Origin of the sequence: Actinopolymorpha sp. B11F2 (assembly GCF_040195635.1) — a bacterium.
Lineage (GTDB): Bacteria > Actinomycetota > Actinomycetes > Propionibacteriales > Actinopolymorphaceae > Thermasporomyces.
On the sequence record NZ_JBEFTX010000021.1, the window covers coordinates 21,765 to 41,627 of the forward strand.

The following is a 19,863-nucleotide window of genomic DNA, read 5'->3' on the forward strand; positions in this document are numbered from 1 at the left end:
GCCTGGCCGACCTCATCCGACTGCCCGCCGGAGGCGCGGATCGATGGTCGCCTGCATGAGGTCGACGACCAGGTTCACCAGGACGAAGGTGAGCGCGATGACGAGCGTCGCGCCCTGCACGACCAGCAGGTCGCGCGCACTGATGGCGTTGAACACCAGCAGGCCCATGCCGGGCCACCGGAAAATCGTCTCGACCAGGACCGAACCGCCAAGCAGGTAACCGATCTGGAGGCCCGAGGTTGTGAGCACGGGCGAGATCGCGTTCTTCAGAACGTGCCGGATGGTGTCGACCGCCCCCAGGCCCTTTGCCCGGAGGGTCTGGACGAAGTCCGCTCCGTAGGTCTCCACGATGCTCGCGCGCGTCACCCGTGCCGTGATCGCCACCGTGGCAAGAGATCCCGCGATCATCGGCATGAGGAGATGGCGGAGGAACTCCACCGGCCCCTCGTCCAGCACCGCCCCGCCTGAGGGGAGAACGTTCAACGTGGCGGAGAACAGGATCAGCATCAGGACCGCCAGGAAGAACGACGGAATGCTGAGCCCGGTGAGGCTGAAGCTGGAGATCAACCGGTCGGTGAGGCTGCCGCGGCGCACACCGGCGGCGAACCCCAGCACGACGCCGAGCGTGAGGCCGAACACCGCCGAACACCCGGCGAGGACAGCGGTGTTGACCCATGCCTGGCCGAGCAGGTCGGTGACCTCACGCCGGCGGTAGGGCGAGTAGCCGAGGTCGCCCGACACCGCATCGCCCAACCAGTGCGCGTAGCGCACCGGCAGCGGGTCGTCGAGGCCGAGGTCACTCCGGATCCTGGCGATCTCCTCCTTCGAGCTGTCGTCCCCGATGAAGGCGGCGGCCGGGTCGCCGGGGAGCACCGTCATCAGCAGGAAGATGATGGCGGTGACCCCCAGCAGGATCGGGATCGCCATGGCCGTACGCCGTAACGCGATCGCCAGCATGGCTACTCCTCCACCCAGATCCGGGTGAAGTCCACCCACCAGGACTGCGGGTGCACGTAGCCGTGCACATTCGGCGACATGACGCGCAGGTTGAGGTCGTGCATCCAGAAGAGGAAGAACGCGTCGTCCAGCGTGACGTCCATCATCTTCTGCAGGTAGCGGTGTTGCTCGTCCTCGTCGAAGGTGGCCGCCGCCGCGAGGTAGTTCTTGTCGATGTCCGGATCACAGGTTCCGGCCGCGTTGGGCAGGCCGCCCGGGCGTTCGCAGAGGAAGGAGAAGGCATAGCCCGTCGGCGTCATTCCGGCCGCTGGCGACGACCAGAGGATGTCCAGATCGGACCACTGTTTGGTGTTCAGACCTTCGATGCCGACAGTCAGCAGCGTGTTCCACTCCATCGGCGCGAGTTCGACGTCGACACCGATCGCCTTGAAGTCGGACTGGAGCTTCTGCATCATCGGCTCCGGGAACATGTTGCCGGAACCTCCGGTGGTGTAGCCGAACTTGAGCTTGAGCTCGCCCGGCTTGTATCCCGCCTCCGCCAGCAGCTTCTTCGCCTTCGCCGGGTCGTAGCTGTAGCCCGGCCGGTCCCTGGTGAAGTCGGGATGACCGTCGTAGACGTACTGACTTGCCGGATATCCGACGTCGTTGATCAGAGCCGCCGTGCCCTTGCGGTCAAGGGCGTAGTTGAGCGCCTGGCGCAGCTTGAGGTTGTCCTTGAACGGCGGACGGAACATGTTGAACCGCGGCATGATGCCGTGGGGATACTTGCCGAGAAGGACCTGGAAACCCTCGGCCTTCAGCTGCTCCAACGCGTCGGGCGAAGGAACCTCCGACCAGTCGACCTCCCCGGCCTGCACCGCCGCCATCCGGGCCGCCGGCTCCGGCTGTGGAAGCAGCACGATCTTGTCCAGCTTCGGCCTACCACGCCAGTAGTCCTTGTTGGCGACGAGTTCCATGACCTCGCCGTCGACGTACTTCGCGATCTTGAACGGGCCCGTGCCGCTGGCGTGCGCGTTGTAGTCCTCATTGCCGTACTTCTTCACCGCCGTCGGGCTCGGGATGTAGGTGTGCGCGAGGTCCCACAACAGCCAGGCGTAGGGCTGGGTGGTCGTGATCTCGACCGTCGTGTCGTCGATCTTCTTCCAGCTCTTGAAGAACCGGAAGAAGTTCCCGGCACGTGGCGCGTCGGCCTCGGAGTAGTACTCGAACTCCGGATCCTTCATCCGGTTGATCTGGAAGATCACCGCGTCGGCATTGAACGGCGAGCCGTCGTGGAACTTCACGCCCTTGCGGAGCTTGAACGTCCACCGGGTCTTGTCATCGGAGATCTCCCATGACGTCGCCAGGCCGGGGTGCGGAGTCGGGATCTTCTCCGCTTGCTCGACATTGAGGTGGGTCAGTCCGTCATAGACGTTGTTGCCAACGAATCGGTAACCCTCGTAGCCCTCGTTCGGCGGCGTTGCCGGGAACGGGATGTTGCCGGCGGACATCGCGATGCGCAGGGTGCCGCCCGTGCCGTTGGCCTTGGCCTCGCTCGTCTTGTCGCCTCCGCCGCCACAGGCGGCGAGAAGGGACATGACGATCAGGGCCGCTCCGGCGACCATGGCCGCAGATCGTCGAGGGCCTCGGACTGTCGCACGTCGGCGAGTCAAGCGGCGACGCGGGGCCATCCCCCGCAGTCGACTCCCCGTGTCGGAATCTTCCACCATGTCGTTCCTGCTTTCGGTTGTCAGCTGGCCCTGCGGACGGTCGAGTGCTCGGTGGTCAGCAGGCAGCGGCTCCAGCGTTCGTTAGCGAGCGGGATCGGCTCCGGTCGCTGCTCCCAGCACGCGACCGTGGCGACGTCACACCGAGGGGCGAAGGAGCACCCGTTCGGCAGCCTCGAAAGGCTCGGAGGCGCGCCGGGTATCGCACGCGGCCGCACGACCTGGCTGGGCTGCACGTTGGCCTCCACCAGGCCACGGGTGTAGGGATGGGCGGGCTCGAGGAGCACCTGGTCGACCGGCCCCATCTCGACGATCCGGCCGGCGTACATCACGGCGAGGTCGTCGGCGACCTCGGCGGCCACGGCGAGGTCGTGCGTCACGATGACGACGCCCATCTGCCTGCTCCGTTGAAGATCACGCAGAAGCTGCAGAATCCGCGCCTGCACAGTGACGTCCAGCGCGGTCGTCGGCTCATCGGCCAGCAGGACCTTGGGTTCACAGGCGAGTGCCATGGCGATGACCACCCGCTGGCGCATCCCACCGCTCAGCTCGAACGGATAGGTCTTGAGCCTTTCTGCCGGAGAGGGGATCTGCACCAGCTCCAACAGTTCGAGCGCCCGTTGACGTGCTTGGGCCTTGCTCAGCTTGAGGTGCCGACGCAGCGTCTCCACCAACTGCTTCTCGACCGTGTAGACGGGATCGAGAGCGGTCAGGGGATCCTGGAACACCATCGACACGTCGCGGCCACGGGTGGCGGCCCGCTCGCTCTTGCCCAGGCCCAGCAACTCCCGACCGTGCAGGAGAACCTCGCCGGTGATCAGAGCGCTGTCCGGTTGGATGCCGAGAATGGAGCGCAGCATCGCGCTCTTGCCGCTCCCGGACTCGCCGATGACCCCGAGAACCTTGCCCTTCTCCAGACGAAACGAGACGTCGTTCACCGCCCGCAGAGATCCGCCGTTGGTACGGAACTCCGTCGACAAATCGCGGACCTCGAGCGCGACGTCCGACATCGCGTGGTCGGCGCCGGACTCCTTGTTCAAGAGAGTTACGCTCACGTGCTCGTACCTTTCTCGCGATGGCTGTGGACTTCTTGTGGGTAGGGTCGACACTCGGGCCGGCAATCCGCCGGTCCGTCATGTTCCTGTGAAGGTTGGTGCGTCAGGCGCTCCGACCGGCTTCGTCGGCTGGCACCGCGTCGTCGCCTGGCACCGCTCGGTTGCCCGACTGCGCATCGGGAGACCGTCGGCGGACCATGCGGTTGGCGACGACGAACCGGTCACCCCTCACCCGGCCGAAGCCGTATTGGATGGGCCTGCCGTTCGTTCCGCGCACCAGACGCTCCATCAGCAGCAGCGGTGCTCCGATCGGAACGCCGAGGACCGGCGCCGTCGCCGGATCGGCCGTGATCGCCTGCAGCTTGAGTTCGGACAGCTCCACGTCACAGCCCAGCACCGTTTCCAGCAGGTCGTAGACCGATACGGTGAGCGTGGCACCCGGTCGCAAAAGGGGTTCTGCGATGTCGATCGGGAACCACAGGGACCGAACGGCCAGTGGACGTCCGTCGAGATAGGTGAGGTGTTCGAGAAAGACGACCTCGGTGCCGAGTTTCCCGAGCTGCAACTGCTCGGCGACCAGCGACGGCGCTGGTATCCGGTCGAGGTCGAGGACGTCCCAGGAGACTCGAGATCGGCCGGACTCGAGCCCGTCAGAGAGGCCTTGTGCCACGTCAATACCAAGGTTGGAGCGTTGCGGAGCCACCACGAACGTGCCGGCGCCCTGCAGGCGCTCGATCAACCCTTCCGAACGAAGGAGGTCGAGCGCCTCGCGGATGACGCCCCGACTCACGCCGTGCCCGACGACGAGTTCGCCCTCGCTCGGAAGGACCCCACCGCTCGGCGCCGCGAGGATCTCGGCCCGCAACACATCACGGACCCGGCGCACCACACTCTGCCGATGCCTGTTCTGCCACAGGTTTCGACTGAGAGCGTCCTTCCTCGTGGACACCGTCCGAGTCTCCCCGACCGGCATTTCCTGGTTGAAACGCCGAGGTAAGGCATGAGAGACCTGCGTTGATCTTGATCCTGTGCCCGCCGCGTGGACGTACGGTTGGTTGATCATCTCGCACCCGCCGATGACATCGGTGTGGCTCCGCTCTACGTCGCGCGCTCAGGCAGTCACGGCGATGATGTCGTCGTATGCCACCGACTGCTGGAAGGCGTACGCCACCCTCAGCAACAGTGGATCCTCGAACATCCGGCCGATCAGCTGCATGCTCACCGGTAGGCCGGCCGACTTGCCGCACGGCACCGCGAGCGCCGGATGGCCCGTGTAGTTGAACGGCTGGGTGTTGCGTGCCGCCTTGAAGGCCGCCATGTTCAGGCCGTCCTCGAGAATCTCCAGCTCACCAGTCGGCGGGTCATACTTTGGAGCCTTCAGGATGCAGGTTGGCATGAGCAGGACGTCCACGTCGGCCAGCGCGGTGTCGTAGGCCTTGATGAACGACGACCGAACGTTCTGAGCCTTGGCGTAGACCTGGCCATGGAAGTTGCGTCGGCTGAACTCCGCCACCAGGTAGTTGAGCTTGGTGCGGGGGTTGAGCAGGTCGGCGTGCATCGTCCGCATCCTGTGGACCGCCGCGATGATCGACGCGGGGTAGTAGGTCCTGGCATAGACGCCGAGGAAGCCGGTGTCGAAGGCAGCCCGGGAGCCTTCGGGGCCGAGTGCCATGGCCGCCTTGCTGACCTGCAGGTGGGCGGGCACCGAGACCGTCGACACCTTCGCGCCGGCATCGGCGAGGCTGTCGGCCGCCGCCATGACGAGTTCGGTGACGTCGTCCTCCGCGGAGTCGAATCCCTCCTCGACGATCCCGATCCGGATGCCGTCGACGCCCTCAGCCAGGCTGCTCATGACGTCCATGCGTTCGGGGACCTCGCGACTCTGGCGCGGATCCAACCCGTCGTATCCCGCGACCACCTCCAACGACGCGGCCGCGTCCTCGACGGTCCGAGTCATCGGACCGGTGTAGTCGATGCTCTGGTCAGAGCCGAATCCGATGCCGAAGTGGGAGACCAGGCCGAACGTCGGCTTGAGCCCGACGTTGCCCGACCAGGCGGCCGGGATCCGGATGGACCCGCCCTGGTCGCCGCCGAAGGAGATGTCCACCTCTCCCGCCGCGACCGCTGCCGCCGAGCCTGAGGAAGAGCCACCCGGCACGTGCTCGGGATTGTGCGGATTCTTCGGCCGCTCGTAGTCGCCGATGGCGCCGCCGAAACCGAAGCCGCCGGTGAGTCCGTTCATCGTGTTCTTGCCGACGATCGTGCCGCCGGCCTCGAGCACGCGGGTCACTACCGTCGCGTCGACGTCGGGAATGAATCCCTCCATCGCCGCGGCCCCGAAGGTCATCGGAATTCCGGCAACGGCGATATGGTCCTTGTAGCTCACCGTCTTGCCGGCGAGCGGCCCCTCCTCGGCGCCGGATATCTCGCACCTCCACATCCACGCGCTGAGTGGGTCGTCCTCGGTCGACGGACGATGCCCCGGTCCACGCGCCGCATAAGTGACCGGTGGAGGTGTTTCTTCCATGCGCGACTGCACGAATTCGTCCAGCGACTTCAGGTGTTCCAGAAGGTATTTCCGATAGAGAACTGCCTCGTCGGGTCCAAGGTGGATTCCCAGCGTCTTCGCTGCCGCCACGACCTCATCCAGATCCGGTACCGCGAACATGCCTGCTCCTCTCACAGCCCGTTGGCTAGAAAGGTGAGACCGCGAGGTTGCCGCGCCGTGTCGCCTCAGTGTTGGTTTGGTTACGCCGACGACGTGAGCTGTCAAACCGGGCCTGACCTGCGGATTCATGCGTTTGTACAGGCTGATCCGCCGCACCGAGGCTGGCCGCCAGGGCCGACCCGAGCACCTCCAGGCCGTCAAGGACGAGGACGTTCGCCGGTGGGGCACCCTGGAGTTGCTCGACGTTCTCAAGTACGCCGACTTCCTTGCCGCCTTCACCGACGACTTCACCTCGCTGGTCTCCCGCGAGGATGTCGCGGCGCACGCCACTCCGCCACCCTGCTGCTGTGCCTGTTCGCGCGCTGGGCACGTGGACACTGGACGTAGGCTGGGTGGCTATGGTCGGGCGTGGCCGTCCGCGCCGAGCTCCAACCCGGCGACGTGGCAACGGACCGGCGCGAGCGTGTGGGTCGCTCGGCGGTTACACATGACGGCCTTGTTCGACCTGGACGGGCTGCATGTCGAGGGCGGGTGGACATCGAACGACACCGAGCAGCTGTGGCGTTACCGCGCCAGGGTCGCTGACGACAAGCCCGGAGGTGAGTTGGTGGAGGTGGCCGCGGAACTCAACAAGGCGGTTTTGCCATGGTCGAAGACCGTCTGACCCGGATGCCCGCGGGTACTCACCCAGATCATCCGCGTGCCGAGTTGATCCGGCCTCGAACCGTCATCGCCCGCCGCGACCTCGGCACTGGTGCATGGTTGCACTCGGCGGATGTTGTCGACCGTGTACGAGCGTCATTCGATGGGCTGCTGCGGTTACCCCACCCAGCCTGCCCACACCTCGCCGGCGTCGCGTTCCAGCGCCCTCAGGTAGACGCTCAGCTTGCCGTAGAAGATGTACACCGCCTCACGGTAGACCTGATGCTGGACAAACGGCGACGCAACGAAGCCGCCCCCGCGGTCGATCCGGTCGACGCGCAACTCCTCCTCGGTGAAGCGGCTCAGTGCGGTCTTCATGGCGTCGTCCTGCGCTTCGAACCAGGCGCGCAGGCTGGCAATCGTGATGGGCGACGGGGGCGGCAGCTGGCGGTGCGCCCAATCGAGGGTGAACGTCTCGAAAGAATGGGTATACACGCCCTGGAGGTCCCCCATCTCTACCAGCAATTCGCCCAGCGTCGGGTTCTGGCCTGGCAGCTTATAGGCGAGATCGGCATCAGACACCACGGTCAGCAGGTGGTCCCGCATACTGTGGTGTCCGCGAATTTCCTCTTCAAACAGGCTGTTCATCGTCTATCCCCTTCGTCACTGTGGCGGATCTGGAGACTTACCGAATCATCGGCTCATGCGTCGGACTTCGCCTCGATCGCGTCGAGGTCGCGTACGGCATAGCGGTGGTGCTCCCACTCCTCCTCGAAGATCGTGTGTAGGCAGGAAAGGGTGGTCTCCTCGTAGTCGGAAGCGTGCGGGTTCTTGCGGGTCGCGGCCAGCTCGTCGGCGGTGACGGTGGCGAGGAATTCGCGCACCATCGCGAAGCGACCCGACCGGACCTCGAGAATCTCGGCGTACGACGGTGTGACCGTCGTGAAGATCGACATGTCGAAGCCGCCATTTGCGGAGCCGGCGTTCAGGAGCCCGATGGGGTGGAACGGCTGTTCGATCTCCAGGACCGCCCTACCCAGCCACATGTCCGTCGCCAGAACCAGGTGCCGCAGCGTCTGCGCGAACGACCACTCGCCGGCCACCGACACGTCGACCGTGCCAGCCGGCATCGCCGCTGCGCGCTCGAGCGTGGCCGCCCAGGTGCGCTCGAGCGCGGCCCAGGCGGAGCGCAGGCCGTCCGGATCTTTGGCGCGCCGGTCGGAGCGGCCGGGAAAGCGACGGTTGAGCTCGGCGTCGACGAACGGGACCACGTCGACGTCGTTGACGAGCAAGGAGTTCCCGCCCTCGCAGAGCCACGGTGCGTCGATCTCCGCCCCCGACACGTCGACGCCCCGCATCACGACACTGGACAGGTCGGACGCGAGGAACCGGGCGCCATGCAGGCCTGCCCGGACGAACTCTGCTCCCTGCAGGTCGTCGGACTGGGTGAACTTTGTCATGACTTCTCCTTCTCAAGCGCCTGCTTCCGTAGGCGAAAGTCAGCCGCCGAGGCGGCGGAAGATGGAATTGTCCTCAACGAGCAGCACAGCTGTCGGGACCCCAGGACCATTCGGTCGCTGATCTCGCCGCTGACATTCACGTCGACCAGGGCCACGCCACGGAACCTGCCCCCGACGACATCAACCCAGCCGAGCGCCCGTTGGGGACGTCAATGGAGCGGGCCTCGGTGTCAGCCAGGTCCACGTCTTTGAACCGGGATCCGGTCAGCTTCCCGCCAGCGATGTCAGCCATCCGCAGAGCGTCCTCTCGCCCACCGCGGTTTGTCCAGGCGCGACGGCGTGTCGCAAAGCATGGTTGCCTGTCACAGTCGGCGACTAGCCGGCGCCACTGCGTGATCACCCATGCGTGGGGATCCATTCTTCGCCGACGCAGGGTTCCCCATCTGACCGCCACCGCGTGGGCGTTCCCCGAGCCGGCATTGATGGCCCTCCCAGCCCAGTCGCTGGTCCCACCTACGGCCTGGCCGAACCGACCAGCAGGATCGTCAATCTTCAACGACGCGATCCGCGCTATCGGACGACCCGAACGGTGATCCTTCCACGAGGTGGGGTCGAGCACCCGGTAGGCGGGATCCGGCCACGGACGCTTGTCGGCAAGCGTGTCCCGCAGGCGCGTGAGGTAGTCCCGCACGGCGCGACGCTGTGGATGACCGTCTACCACTCGCGGCGGCAGCTCGCTAAGTCACCTGCCGACAGAGCGACGAATGGTGGTAGCTCGGATGACCGATGTCTCGACGGTGCACGGCGTCGTGACCGCCGCCCTCTCCATCATGGAAAAGGTTTCGGGCCCTGGGCTTAGCTCGGTCAGCGCGGATCCAACATCGACTGGGTAGCGAAACCTTGCACACCACCGGGGCTAGCGGCGTACCTTGAACCTCAGGTGTAGTACCCGGTCGCCCTGGATGACCACGTGGGGATCCTCCAGTAGATGCTGCCCCTCCATACTGCCGAAGTAGCGCTTGCCCGACCCGAATATCACCGGGACCACGTCCATCGCCACCTCGTCCACGAGGCCCGCCGTGAGGATCTGGCTGCCCACCTCGCCAGCGTTCACACTGACGGTCCGCTCCCCGGCAAGCTCCTGGGCCTTGTCGATCGCAGTTGTCACGTCATCGACGAAATGGTAGGACGCCTCGGGGTGCCAGCCTTCGGGCTTGGGCCGGTGGGACACCACGACCACGTGGTCGCCTGCGGGCGGGTGGCCCTCCCAACCGTTCACCAGGTCGAACAGGTGACGGCCCATCACGATCGCGCCGATCGCCTTCCACATCGGCCGGACGTACTCCGCCGATGCACGTGAGGCCTTGAAGCCGGCTCCAGCTCCGGAATGGTCGTACTGCTGGTCGCCGCTTTCGGTGATCGGAGCGTCCCCGTTGAAGTACCACTCGTGGAGTGGCCCGACGTCGTCGTTCTCGTCGGCGATGAAACCATCGACCGACACCACGCTGTGCATGATTACCGTGCCCACCGGGCCTCCTCCAGTCTCCTCGCGCATCCACCGCCGATGATGTCGTCCTCAAGGGCGACCGGGCATGTAAAAAATCAATCAGCGGGCATCGGGCCGTGGTCTGGCGGAAAGCCAGGCTCGGCAGGGAACCGGCGCCGCAGCGCCAGGTATTCCGTCGGGGTGTGGCCGGTGAAGTCCTTGAACTCCCTGCTGAAGTGAGCCCGGTCGAAATAGCCAGCCGTTTGAGCGAGCTCCGACCAGTCGACCGGACGCAGGGCATCGACGGACAGGATCAGCCGCGCGAAGCGGTAGATCCGCGCCACCCGCTTCGGGGTGACTCCGACGTGGGACTTGAACAGCGTGGCCAGGTGGTTGCCGCTCACCCCGGCGGCTGCGGTAAGCGCCCCGACCGAGACCACGCCCCACGAGGCCTCCAGACGCCCGGCCGTATGGCTGACCAACTTCAAGCCGCGCGACGGTGCAGATACAAGCCGAGATCGCAACTCACCCTCGAGAGCCTGCAGGACCTCACCGGTCGACCCGGCACCGGCGATCCGATCGCGCATCCGGTCCAGGGTCCGGCCCCAAACCGCGTCGACTGGCACCCATCGGTCCCGCAGCTCGCTCGCCGGCATGTCGACGAACGGCGAAATCCCCCACGGCTTGAAGTGCACTCCGACGAGCCGCACCGGCGTTTCGTACTCGAGGAGGAAACGCCTCGTCCACACACCCATGAACCAGCCACCGGTGAACACTGCCGGCGGCACCGAAGGGTCGGAATCCCGCACGCGGGCGGGTCCTCCCAGGTTGATGAACAGGTGTGCCGAAGGCATCGGCGGAACGTTCATTCGGCGGTGGCGCGGCACCCCGGTGAGGCAGTAGACGTCGTCGATGAACCGGTCGAGCGGCGGGGCGGGCACCCGGCCGACGTATTCCATGGACTCAGTGTGGCCGACGAGGGACCAGTGGGCGAGGGAGGTCGAGCCGGCCTCCGGTCCCATCCTCCTCGGTCGACCGTCTTCGGCTCCGCTACGCACGTAACGGGCGGCCTGGCGCCCCGTGCATGTCACGATTGACAAGGGTTCCTCAACCGCGTGTCACGCTCAGGAACGCTCCGGAGCGATCAGCAGGACGCGACGGAGCCGAGCGAGTAATCCGTGGCGTACTCCTCGATGGTCATGCCCATCAGTACCAGGTCGTGATACTCCCCAGCGAAGAACTGGTGCCGGCGGCGGCGTCCCTCCTCGACAAAGCCGAGCCTTTCATGAAGCTTGAGGGAAGCCGTGTTGTAGGCGTAGATGCCGACGTCGCACTTTTGGAGTCGGCGCTCTGCGAACATGTAGCGCAGCAGCAAGATGATCGCCTCACTTGCATAGCCGCATCGCTGGAAGTCCGCGCCGATTGTGATGCCGTAGGAGAAGACTCCGGCGTTCTTGTCGACGCCGTTCGTGCTCATCCCGCCGACGAGTCGACGTTCGGCGAGCGATTCGATCCCGACGCTGAACGTGTCGTCGTCTGGTGTGCCCGCATTGGCCTCGGCCCACTGGCGGTATCCCGCCTTGGAGCGAGGCGGGTGCAGCCTGTCCGCGTTGCGCGTGACCGTGCTGTCCTGGTCGAACTCCACCGCGAGATGCCATTCCTCTGGCTCGACGCCTCGCAGGCGCACCCGTTCCCCAACCCAGATCGAGTCCATGCGGCCGGACATTAGCAGGCCGACTTGCCGCGAGCGCGCAGACCGAACTCGCCTTTGCTAGGCCGTGACGTCGGGGTCCGTCCGGTCCGTGGGGCGCGCCGGGTGGGATCTGTCAGTAAGTGGGTCCTGCATGCCCGCCCTCGTTCTACGGGCAACCTTGTGGGCCGTCCTCGGCCGGGGCGGGGCGAGCGTCCAGACCCCTAGAAGCCTCATCACGCCAACCCTGCCTGCGCAGTGCAGTACGGACGTCTGGAGCGCGGTAGTTGTCGCCTTTCAGGACCTTTCCGTCAGCCCGACGAACCGGCCGACCGTCGGGTCCTAGCTTCGTCATGTTCGCCGCGTGAATCTCGGCAAGGATCGGATCCACGTCGATACCGTAGGTCACTGCCGTGCCAAGCGCTACGTAGATGACGTCAGCCAGCTCATGAGCAATGTCAGCGAGCCCTCCCGCCTGAACGGCCGCAGCGAGTTCTGCGACCTCTTCCTCCAAGAGATGCTGGCGTAGATCAGCGACGTCTGGGTGTGGCAATGCGGGTACTTCAGCGCAATGAAGATCAAACGCGTTGTGGAATTCTCGCAGCATCGCGATCGGCGACCTTTCCACTTCACCAGTTCCTCTCGCATCAAGTGTCGCAGAGTCCGTTCCGGGCGCGAGCGCCACGATATTCACGGCTCACGGGTCCTGGGCAGGGTTTCGAGCGGCCTGCGGTCGGACCGGAACAGCGAGCGCAGCCGCCCGACGTCCACTTCGGGCAGGTGGACCTCGACAAGGTCGTATGTCTCCTCGACCAGACCGCGCAGCACCGCCGCGCCCTCGGGTGCGGGCAGTGTGAATGACGCACGCAGTCGAGCTGCGAGCCCGCGCGGTGCAAGCGTCAGGTCGTGCTCCAGCGAGTCGAGGCGTTTGAACGCCGACGGGTGTCCGCAGTAGCGACCGTTCAGCGCATGCAGGACGCCCAGCAGCTGGCTCGCGATCCGGCTGAACTCGCGCGCGAGCAAGAGCGGATTGTCGCGTTCGACGAGCATGCGCCACCGCCAGAACTGTTCGATCGCACCATCACGTTCGACGACTGCGATCGCGAGGCCGCGCGGATAGGAGGCAGCGCGTGCCTTCCACCGGGAAACGATGTCCGTCCGTGCCCCGCTGACCTCGCGGCCGTCGACAATCCCTTTGATGACGTCGAGCCCCGGCGGGTCGGGTTCGCAGTGGCGGGGGTGGGCCTCGCGAGCGAAGCTCGTAGGGTCCGGAACGTCACTGCCCAGCACGGTGTCGAGGGTGTCCTGGACCACTGCCGTCAGCGTGTGGACGACTTCGACCATCAGCCCGTCCGGCCGCCCGGCACCGAGGTAGATGTGGTCATACCAGGGTGGGTTCGCGTCCTCGGCGGTCACCATCCGCATGTCGGCCGCGCGCGCCGCCCGCGCGACGGCTGCGCGTTCTCTTGCCGTCGGCGGCCGGCACCAGAACACACCGACCTCCGTGTCGGACCAGCGGTCGGCGTCACCGCGGGCGGTTGATCCGCTCAGCATCACGGCGTCGACACCTGCGGAGCCGGCATACGCGTCGAGAACGGGCCGCACAGCGGCACGCCGCCAACTCGCCGCCCGCGTGGGACCCGGAAGGTACTCAACCATCCCCGAAGTAGAGCACAGTGGTTGGCAAGCTTCCTCGCCCGTGGACCCTCGCGGGCCGACCGAACGATCTCAGTCCGTACACCGGCAACGCCTCGAACGCGTCGACCGGCGCTCGTCCATCAACCCGATATGAAGCTGCCGTCCCCTGTGTTCCCGGTGCGACGCGAGCGGCACGTCGTGTCACTTTTCTGGGGAGGACGGAGATGGCGAAGACGTCGAAGTGGTACCTGAAGGGTGCCGTCGCTATGGCGGCCGCCGCAGTGATGAGCCTTGCATGTGTCGGGGTGACGACGACGCGAGCAGGGCGGACGTGGACCCGCACGTCGACTCGACGGGCCACGATCGCGTTCCGGTCGTCTACGACAGCGACCTGGACTTCGATGACCCCTCGACGCTGGCGCTGACCGCGCCACAGCTGATCGCCAAGTCCGTTCTGAGTTCGCGCGGGCCTGTGACGGTGCTGGCCACCGGCCCGCTCAGCCGGCTCGACCACCGGGGGCTTCGACAACACTCAGGAGGTCAACCTGTGGATCGACCCGAACGCGGCTGACTCGGTGTTTGAGACGATGCCCTCCGGTCGGGTGCGGATCGTCCCGCTGGACGCGACGAACCACGTGATGATCACCCAGGCCTACATCGACCGGCTCGGCGCCTCCGCGCGCACCGCCGAGGCGACGCTCGTGCACGCGATCGTGACGCGCAGCCAGACATGCCGCCGCCGATCGACCTCGACATCATGTTCTGGTGGGACGCGCTCGCCGCGGCATCGCGATCCTCTACGGCGGTCGCTAGGCGGCGCGGCCGCGAGGCGATGGTAGGGAGACGGACGTCAGTCCGTCGTCCAGGGCCGGAGCTTCTCGGGGTTGCGTACCGCCCAGATGTGCTTGATCCTGCCGCCGACGACGTCGAACGCCATCACCGTCACAGTGGCGCCGCCTTGCAGAACAACCAGGCCTGGTTGGCCGTTGACGGTGCGTTCCAGGAGCGTGATGTCGGGTCTCCAACCAGCGAGCTCGGCGAAGTAGCGCGCGACCTGTTCGCCGCCCTCGATCGGACGGAGTTCGGCGCTGACGAGACCGCCGCCGTCGCCGATCGCCGTGGCGTCGGTGTCGAGAAGGCCGATGAGGGCCTCGATGTCCCTGGCTTCCCATGCCTGTTTGAAGTCCCGGACGATGGCGGCGCGCTGGGCTGTCGGGGTTGCGGGAGCCTGTGCCGCGCGAATGCGACGGCGGGCCGACGAGGCCAGCTGGCGACATGCCGCCGGCGTACGGCCGACGATCTCGGCGACCTCGGCGAAGGGGTAGCGAAAGACGTCGTGAAGCATGAACGCCACGCGCTCGGCCGGGGTCATCGATTCGAGCACGACGAGGAAGGCCATGCTGACCGACTCGTCAAGGGTTATCCGGTCGGCCGGATCCTCCGTGGGATCGCCCGACCGCCCGCTGATCCACTCCGTACGATCGGGCAGCGGCTCCGGGATCCATTCGCCCACGTACCTCTCTCGCCGCGCCCGTGCCGAGCCGAGCAGGTCGAGGCAGATGCGACTGGCGACCTTCGTCAGCCAGGCTGCGGGCGATTCGATGGCGTCCCGCTGCTGCGCGGACATGGCGTACCAGCGGACGTACGTCTCCTGCACGACATCCTCAGCATCGGACAGGGAGCCGAGGAGCCGGTACGCGAGGTTGATCAGCTGACGCCGCTCACTCATGACGGCGCTCAGGCTCGGATCGAGCCAGCGGTCTTCTGGCCCCGATGAGGTGGTCACGGTGTCGCTCACTCCCTTGGTCGCTCCCGCCCCTACCAGTTCGACGAGACACCGCATCGAACTGTGAGGTTGGCGCGTCGCCTCACATTCCGGGGGGTTGTGTCGTCGTACTGCCGAGACCAACATGTCCCGCGGACAGGAAACCTCAGCACATCAGGGCGGGCGTCGTCGATACCCCTGCAAGGAGAGCCCTCATGAACATCGCTTTGTGGATAATTGCGGCACTGCTGGCCGTGACCTTCCTGGCCAGCGGCGCCGTGAAGCTGGCCCAGCCCAAGGAGAAGCTTGTCGCCTCCGGCATGGGAGTCCTCGAGCATTTCAGCGCCGGCACCATCAAGGCCATCGGCGCCCTCGAGGTCCTGGGTGCGGTGGGTTTGACAGTGCCCGCCGCGCTCAGCATCGCGCCGGTTCTGGTACCGCTTGCCGCCGTCGGTCTGGCGTTGCTGATGGTCGGCGCGTTCATCGCGCACGCACGCCGTCGCGAGGTCCAGGGAATCGTGATGACCCTTGCCCTGTTCGCCCTGGCGGTCCTCGTGGCGTGGGGCCGCTTCGGCCCCCAGTCCTTCACCGGCTGAGCCATGCAGCCGTGAGCCGTTCGATGTGACGAGGACGGAACTGATGAGCAGCGTTCAGACCATCGCTGATCGCTTCGAGATCGAGGCGCTGCGCGGCGAGTTCGCCGACGCGTCGATGATGCGCGACTGGGACCGTTTCGCGTCACCGTTCACACCGGACGGCGCGTGGCGGATGCCCCACATCAACGAGGAGTTCGAGTGAGCGCACCCCGACGGGCTGGAAGTTCACGGAGCGGGTCTACGAGGTCAGACATCTCGACATCACACCGCTGACGGGCTCGACACCACACCGCTGACGGGCTCGACGCCCCCCGAAGGGGGCGCACCCGTGCAGGCATGAGATCACGCCGTCCAGCACAACCAACGTCATCGCTGAACCGTTGTCGGTGGCCGGGCATAGCGTGAGAACTTCCTGACCGATCGAACCCAAGCGGCTTGCCCTGAGACCTTCACCCTCGCGAGGCCCCAGCACGGGTGGCACCGGTAGACGGCGCCTGCCCGGCTACGAGCGCCGGCACCACGCTGGTTGCGGGTCGCGACGCCGGTTGCGGTGACGGTCAACAGGCGTCGGAGGTGCGGCGACGTGTTCGTGTTGTGGCGGTACGCCTATCTGTTGTGTCCGGCGGCCGCGGTCAGCAGCGTTGCACTGCGCGTGCTGAGCGCGGGTCTGCAGGTGGCGACGCCCCTGCTTGTGGGGGCGGTGGTGGGCCGGCTGCCGAGCGTGGTCGCCGACGGTGTGGACATCGCGTTCGTCCTCCTACTGGGGCTGTTGCTGGCCGCGTTACCCCTCGGCAATGTCGTCGAGGCGCTCGCAGCCATCCCGCTGGAGCGGCTGCAGGCGAATGCGGAGGAAGACGTGCTCCTGCGGGTCGGGGCGGTCGGGGCGGCCCGCCCCGACCTGGCGAGCCTGGACAATCCACGGATCGTTGGACGGCTCCAGCAGATCAGTGTCAACCGGTGGTGGATCACCTCGGGGGTCCAACTGGCGTGCGGGCCGCTGGCCGCCTTGACGCTGAGCCTGGTGGGAAGGTCAGTTGCGCTGGGCATCGTCTTCTCCTGGTGGGGAGCACTTGTCCTGGCTGCTGCCACCATTGCCCGCTCGCTCTATGGCGCACGCAACATCAGCAGGCAGATGGACGTGTGGACCGCCCAGACCGAGGGACAGAAACATGCCCGCTACGCCTTCACCCAAGGAATGGGAAAGACAGCCAAGGAGGTACGCGTCTTCGGCCTCGCCGGCTTCCTGCGTGACCGCTTCTGGACGCACACGACCGAGGCGCTTCGGCCCTACTGGCTCATCCGCCGACAGCAGGCAGTGGAGGCGTCGCTGTTCGGGCTGGCCCACATTGCGATCGTCGTAGGGACGCTCGGATACGCCGGATGGCAGGCCGAGCACGGGCGGCTCACGCTGAGTGGCTTGGCGACGACGTTGCCCCTCGTCTTCTCGATCGCATCGACCAACCTGTCTGGCTACGCCGAGGTCCAGCGTGGGGCGACGGTGTACCGGTGGATGGAGCAGCTGAACTCCGGCGGGACTCCCGAGCCGGAGCCGTCGGCGACCGTGCTCGAGGATGGGCGGAAGCCAGGACACGGCGCCGCACCCATGGTCGTCTTCGACGAGGTGGATTTCCGCTACCCACGGGCGAGCAGCGATACCTTGCGCGGTTTGTCGATGACGTTGGACGCGGGTGCTGCGGTAGCCCTGGTGGGTGTCAACGGCACTGGCAAGTCGACGCTCGTGAAGTTGCTTGCCGGCACCCATCAGCCGACGTCCGGGCGCATCCTTGTCGATGGCGTCGACCTTGCCGAGTTCGACGAGGAGGAGCTGCGGTCGTGGCAGCTGCGGATTGCGCCGATCACCCAGGACTTCGTGCGACTGCCGCTGTCGGTCGGCGACAACATCGAGCTCGGTGCGGGCCGCCTCTGGTCCGGCCGGATCGACGGCGAGCAGCAGCCGCCCAGTGACGCGATGAAGGCGGTGGCGGCGCGTGCCGGGATCGTCGACCTGGTCGACGGGCTACCGCGGCGTTGGGCGACTCCGCTGGACAAGACGATCCCGGGCGGCGCGGACCTGTCCGGCGGCGAGTTGCAGCGGGTGGCGCTGGCACGGGCCCTACGTGCGGTCGATGCCCGCGCCGGCGTACTCGTGCTTGACGAGCCCGCTGCCGCACTCGACGTCGAATCGGAGGCGCGGCTGGTCAACGGATATCTCGAGCTTGCTCGGGAGGTGACGTCGCTGGTCATCTCGCACCGCTTCTCCGTGGTGCGGCCCGTGCCCACGATCTGTGTCCTCGAGGGCGGGCGGATCGTCGAGAAGGGGTCGCACGAGGAGCTGATGAGCGCACGTGGGCGCTACCACGACATGTTCATGATGCAGGCGAGTCGGTACGTCGAGGTCGAGGAGGGCTTGTGAACGCCCTGCGCATCGTCGGGCTGTGGCTGTCGACCGCCTGGCGCGCAGCACCGTGGATGACCGCTGGGATGTGCACGTGCGTAGTTCTGAGCTCCACCCTGCCGGCGGTGAGCCTGCTCGGCATCAGCCACGCGATCCTGGCGTACTCGACACGGCATTCGATCTTGCCCGGCATCGCGCTCGCCGCGGCTGCGCTGCTCCTGGGTGCCGTGGCAGACGAAGTGACCTGGCCGTTGGGCGACACGGTAGAAGACCTGGTGTCGCGACATGTGCACGACGACCTGCTACGACTCACCGCGGAGATCCCGTCGATCGCGCATCACGAGGATCCGGCGCTGGCGGACCGCATCGCCATGATCGAGGCTGACGTCAATGCCCTCGTAGGCGGTCCGCGCCTGCTGGAGACGCTTGGCTCGGTCGCGAGCACCGTCACCGTCGTTGGTCTGCTCGCCTCGGTGCGGCCGGAACTGTGCGTGCTGCTTCTGGTCGCGTTGCTTCCCGCAGCGGTCGAGGTGCGCGGCGCGAACAAGCACAACGAGGTTCTCCTCGACAACGAGCGCTACCGCCGCCTGACGCAGCAGTCCGTCGACGTGCTCACCGATCCGCGCCAGGGCTTGGAAGTACGGTGTTTCGGCCTCGGCGGTCCACTGCTCGCAGTCTGTAGAGCCGCGATGAGACAGCGCAGTCGTCCGCAGATCGCCGTCACCAGACACTTCGCCGGCTACGCTGCCGCGTGCTGGGTAGTCTTCGGCGCGGCGTACGCGTTGGCGGTGTGGTGGGTAGTTGACGGGCTGCAAAGCGGTTCATCGAGCGTCGGTGATGTGTCATTGCTCTTACTCATCGGGGCGCAGGTCATCTCTGCGGGCAAAGCAGTCACTGCCAACGCTCGGATGGTCGTCGACCAGATGCAGGTCTTCAGCCGATACCACTGGCTGCGCGAGTACTCCGCACAGCGCCGCTGGCGGGATGGCACCCGGACGCCGCCAGCGGTTCTCCGCGACGGCATCCACCTGCGCGATGTCTCGTTCACCTACCCTGTGGGTCTTTCCGACACGTCTCGCCGACCAGCGTTGCACAGCATTGATCTCCATCTACCGGCCGGAGCAACGGTCGCCTTCGTGGGCGCCAACGGTGCCGGGAAGTCGACCTTGGTGAAACTGCTCGCCCGACTCTACGACCCCACTGAGGGCAATGTCCTCGTAGACGGGGTTCCGCTCACCGAGTTCGACCCGACCAGGTGGCGGGCCCGAATCTCGGCCGGATTCCAGGACTACGCGACCTTTGAGTTTCTGGCGGTCGACAGTATCGGCGTCGGTAACCTCGCGCACCGCACGGATCGCGCACGAGTCGCGTCGGCGGCCGTCGACGGTCAGGCACAGCCGGTGGTTGCGAGCCTGCCAGCCGGCCTGGATACGCAACTCGGCGCGACCTTCGAGGGTGGGGTCGGCCTCTCCGGTGGCCAGTGGCAGCGACTTGCCCTCGCTCGGGCGTTCATGCGCGATCGGCCGTTGCTGATGTTGCTCGACGAGCCCACGGCCGCACTCGATCCCGCGGCCGAGCAGTCCCTCTACGAGCAGTACGCCGCCACCGCGCGCGATCTCGCTGCTACGACCGGAGCGGTCACCGTGCTCGTCTCGCACCGGTTCTCCACCGTGCGAATGGCCGACCTGATCGTCGTCGTCGAGAACGGCCGGATCACTGAGGTCGGCTCCCACGACGAACTGATGCACGCCGGCGGCCACTACGCCAGGCTTTTCGATCTGCAGGCACGCGCATACCGGCACTGA

At 66.4% G+C, this 19,863-nt stretch carries 20 protein-coding genes; 7 read left to right on the forward strand and 13 right to left on the reverse strand.

Features of this window, described 5'->3' with window-relative positions; all coding sequences use genetic code 11:
- Positions 1-12: 12 nt before the first annotated feature.
- The 5 genes from ABN034_RS28985 to ABN034_RS29005 form a co-directional block, all read right to left on the reverse strand.
- Positions 13-957: an ABC transporter permease gene (locus ABN034_RS28985; protein WP_349694158.1), complete on the reverse strand. Its 945-nt coding sequence runs from the start codon at positions 955-957 to the stop codon at positions 13-15.
- A 2-nt stretch (positions 958-959) separates the two neighbouring features.
- A complete protein-coding gene (locus ABN034_RS28990; RefSeq protein ID WP_349694159.1) occupies positions 960-2,561 on the reverse strand; it encodes an ABC transporter substrate-binding protein in 1,602 nt (533 codons plus the stop codon).
- A gap of 125 nt (positions 2,562-2,686) precedes the next feature.
- Positions 2,687-3,718 carry an ABC transporter ATP-binding protein gene (locus tag ABN034_RS28995; protein WP_349694160.1) on the reverse strand — a complete coding sequence of 344 codons (1,032 nt, stop codon included), beginning with the start codon at positions 3,716-3,718 and terminating at the stop codon, positions 2,687-2,689.
- Positions 3,719-3,821: 103 nt separating this feature from the next.
- Positions 3,822-4,667, reverse strand: a complete 846-nt coding sequence (locus tag ABN034_RS29000; RefSeq protein WP_349694161.1) for a GntR family transcriptional regulator — start codon at positions 4,665-4,667, stop codon at positions 3,822-3,824.
- Positions 4,668-4,829: 162 nt separating this feature from the next.
- Positions 4,830-6,386 carry an amidase family protein gene (locus tag ABN034_RS29005; RefSeq protein WP_349694162.1) on the reverse strand — a complete coding sequence of 519 codons (1,557 nt, stop codon included), beginning with the start codon at positions 6,384-6,386 and terminating at the stop codon, positions 4,830-4,832.
- 127 nt (positions 6,387-6,513) lie between these two features.
- Between ABN034_RS29005 and ABN034_RS29010 the strand changes: the two genes are divergently transcribed.
- Positions 6,514-7,050: a hypothetical protein gene (locus ABN034_RS29010; RefSeq protein WP_349694163.1), complete on the forward strand. Its 537-nt coding sequence runs from the start codon at positions 6,514-6,516 to the stop codon at positions 7,048-7,050.
- A gap of 155 nt (positions 7,051-7,205) precedes the next feature.
- Here the strand turns inward: ABN034_RS29010 and ABN034_RS29015 are convergent, their stop codons facing one another.
- The 7 genes from ABN034_RS29015 to ABN034_RS29045 all read right to left on the reverse strand — a co-directional run bounded on the left by ABN034_RS29015 (position 7,206) and on the right by ABN034_RS29045 (position 13,323).
- Positions 7,206-7,676 carry a DinB family protein gene (locus ABN034_RS29015; protein WP_349694164.1) on the reverse strand — a complete coding sequence of 157 codons (471 nt, stop codon included), beginning with the start codon at positions 7,674-7,676 and terminating at the stop codon, positions 7,206-7,208.
- A 53-nt stretch (positions 7,677-7,729) separates the two neighbouring features.
- Positions 7,730-8,488: a DinB family protein gene (locus tag ABN034_RS29020; RefSeq protein WP_349694165.1), complete on the reverse strand. Its 759-nt coding sequence runs from the start codon at positions 8,486-8,488 to the stop codon at positions 7,730-7,732.
- 916 nt (positions 8,489-9,404) lie between these two features.
- The gene (locus ABN034_RS29025) at positions 9,405-10,016 is read right to left on the reverse strand and encodes a dihydrofolate reductase family protein (RefSeq protein ID WP_349694166.1); all 612 of its coding nucleotides are present in this window, start codon (positions 10,014-10,016) and stop codon (positions 9,405-9,407) included.
- 74 nt (positions 10,017-10,090) lie between these two features.
- Complete coding sequence (locus ABN034_RS29030) at positions 10,091-10,933, reverse strand: DUF6597 domain-containing transcriptional factor (protein WP_349694167.1); 843 nt, start codon at positions 10,931-10,933, stop codon at positions 10,091-10,093.
- A 185-nt stretch (positions 10,934-11,118) separates the two neighbouring features.
- Positions 11,119-11,688, reverse strand: coding sequence for a GNAT family N-acetyltransferase (locus ABN034_RS29035; protein ID WP_349694168.1), 570 nt, complete (start codon positions 11,686-11,688; stop codon positions 11,119-11,121).
- Between the two features lie 145 nt (positions 11,689-11,833).
- Positions 11,834-12,271, reverse strand: a complete 438-nt coding sequence (locus ABN034_RS34640) for a pyrophosphohydrolase domain-containing protein (RefSeq protein WP_502879114.1) — start codon at positions 12,269-12,271, stop codon at positions 11,834-11,836.
- 83 nt (positions 12,272-12,354) lie between these two features.
- Positions 12,355-13,323 (reverse strand): hypothetical protein, encoded by a 969-nt coding sequence (locus tag ABN034_RS29045; RefSeq protein WP_349694170.1) that lies wholly within the window; start codon positions 13,321-13,323, stop codon positions 12,355-12,357.
- A gap of 274 nt (positions 13,324-13,597) precedes the next feature.
- Here ABN034_RS29045 and ABN034_RS29050 point away from each other — a divergent pair, with 274 nt between their 5' ends.
- Entirely contained in the window at positions 13,598-13,873 is a 276-nt protein-coding gene (locus ABN034_RS29050) for a hypothetical protein (RefSeq protein WP_349694171.1), read from the forward strand.
- 4 nt (positions 13,874-13,877) lie between these two features.
- Positions 13,878-14,141 (forward strand): hypothetical protein, encoded by a 264-nt coding sequence (locus ABN034_RS34645; protein WP_502879110.1) that lies wholly within the window; start codon positions 13,878-13,880, stop codon positions 14,139-14,141.
- Positions 14,142-14,152: 11 nt separating this feature from the next.
- Here ABN034_RS34645 and sigJ read toward each other — a convergent pair whose 3' ends face one another.
- Complete coding sequence (sigJ, locus tag ABN034_RS29055; protein ID WP_349694172.1) at positions 14,153-15,088, reverse strand: RNA polymerase sigma factor SigJ; 936 nt, start codon at positions 15,086-15,088, stop codon at positions 14,153-14,155.
- A 194-nt stretch (positions 15,089-15,282) separates the two neighbouring features.
- On the opposite strand from sigJ, the gene ABN034_RS29060 reads away from it, so the two are divergent.
- The 4 genes from ABN034_RS29060 (at position 15,283) to ABN034_RS29075 (ending at position 19,863) form a co-directional block, all read left to right on the forward strand.
- Complete coding sequence (locus tag ABN034_RS29060) at positions 15,283-15,663, forward strand: DoxX family protein (protein ID WP_349694173.1); 381 nt, start codon at positions 15,283-15,285, stop codon at positions 15,661-15,663.
- A gap of 43 nt (positions 15,664-15,706) precedes the next feature.
- Positions 15,707-15,865 (forward strand): hypothetical protein, encoded by a 159-nt coding sequence (locus ABN034_RS29065; RefSeq protein WP_349694174.1) that lies wholly within the window; start codon positions 15,707-15,709, stop codon positions 15,863-15,865.
- A gap of 381 nt (positions 15,866-16,246) precedes the next feature.
- A complete protein-coding gene (locus tag ABN034_RS29070; protein WP_349694175.1) occupies positions 16,247-18,076 on the forward strand; it encodes an ATP-binding cassette domain-containing protein in 1,830 nt (609 codons plus the stop codon).
- Complete coding sequence (locus ABN034_RS29075) at positions 18,073-19,863, forward strand: ABC transporter ATP-binding protein (protein WP_349694176.1); 1,791 nt, start codon at positions 18,073-18,075, stop codon at positions 19,861-19,863. The genes ABN034_RS29070 and ABN034_RS29075 overlap by 4 nt, the downstream gene beginning before the upstream one ends.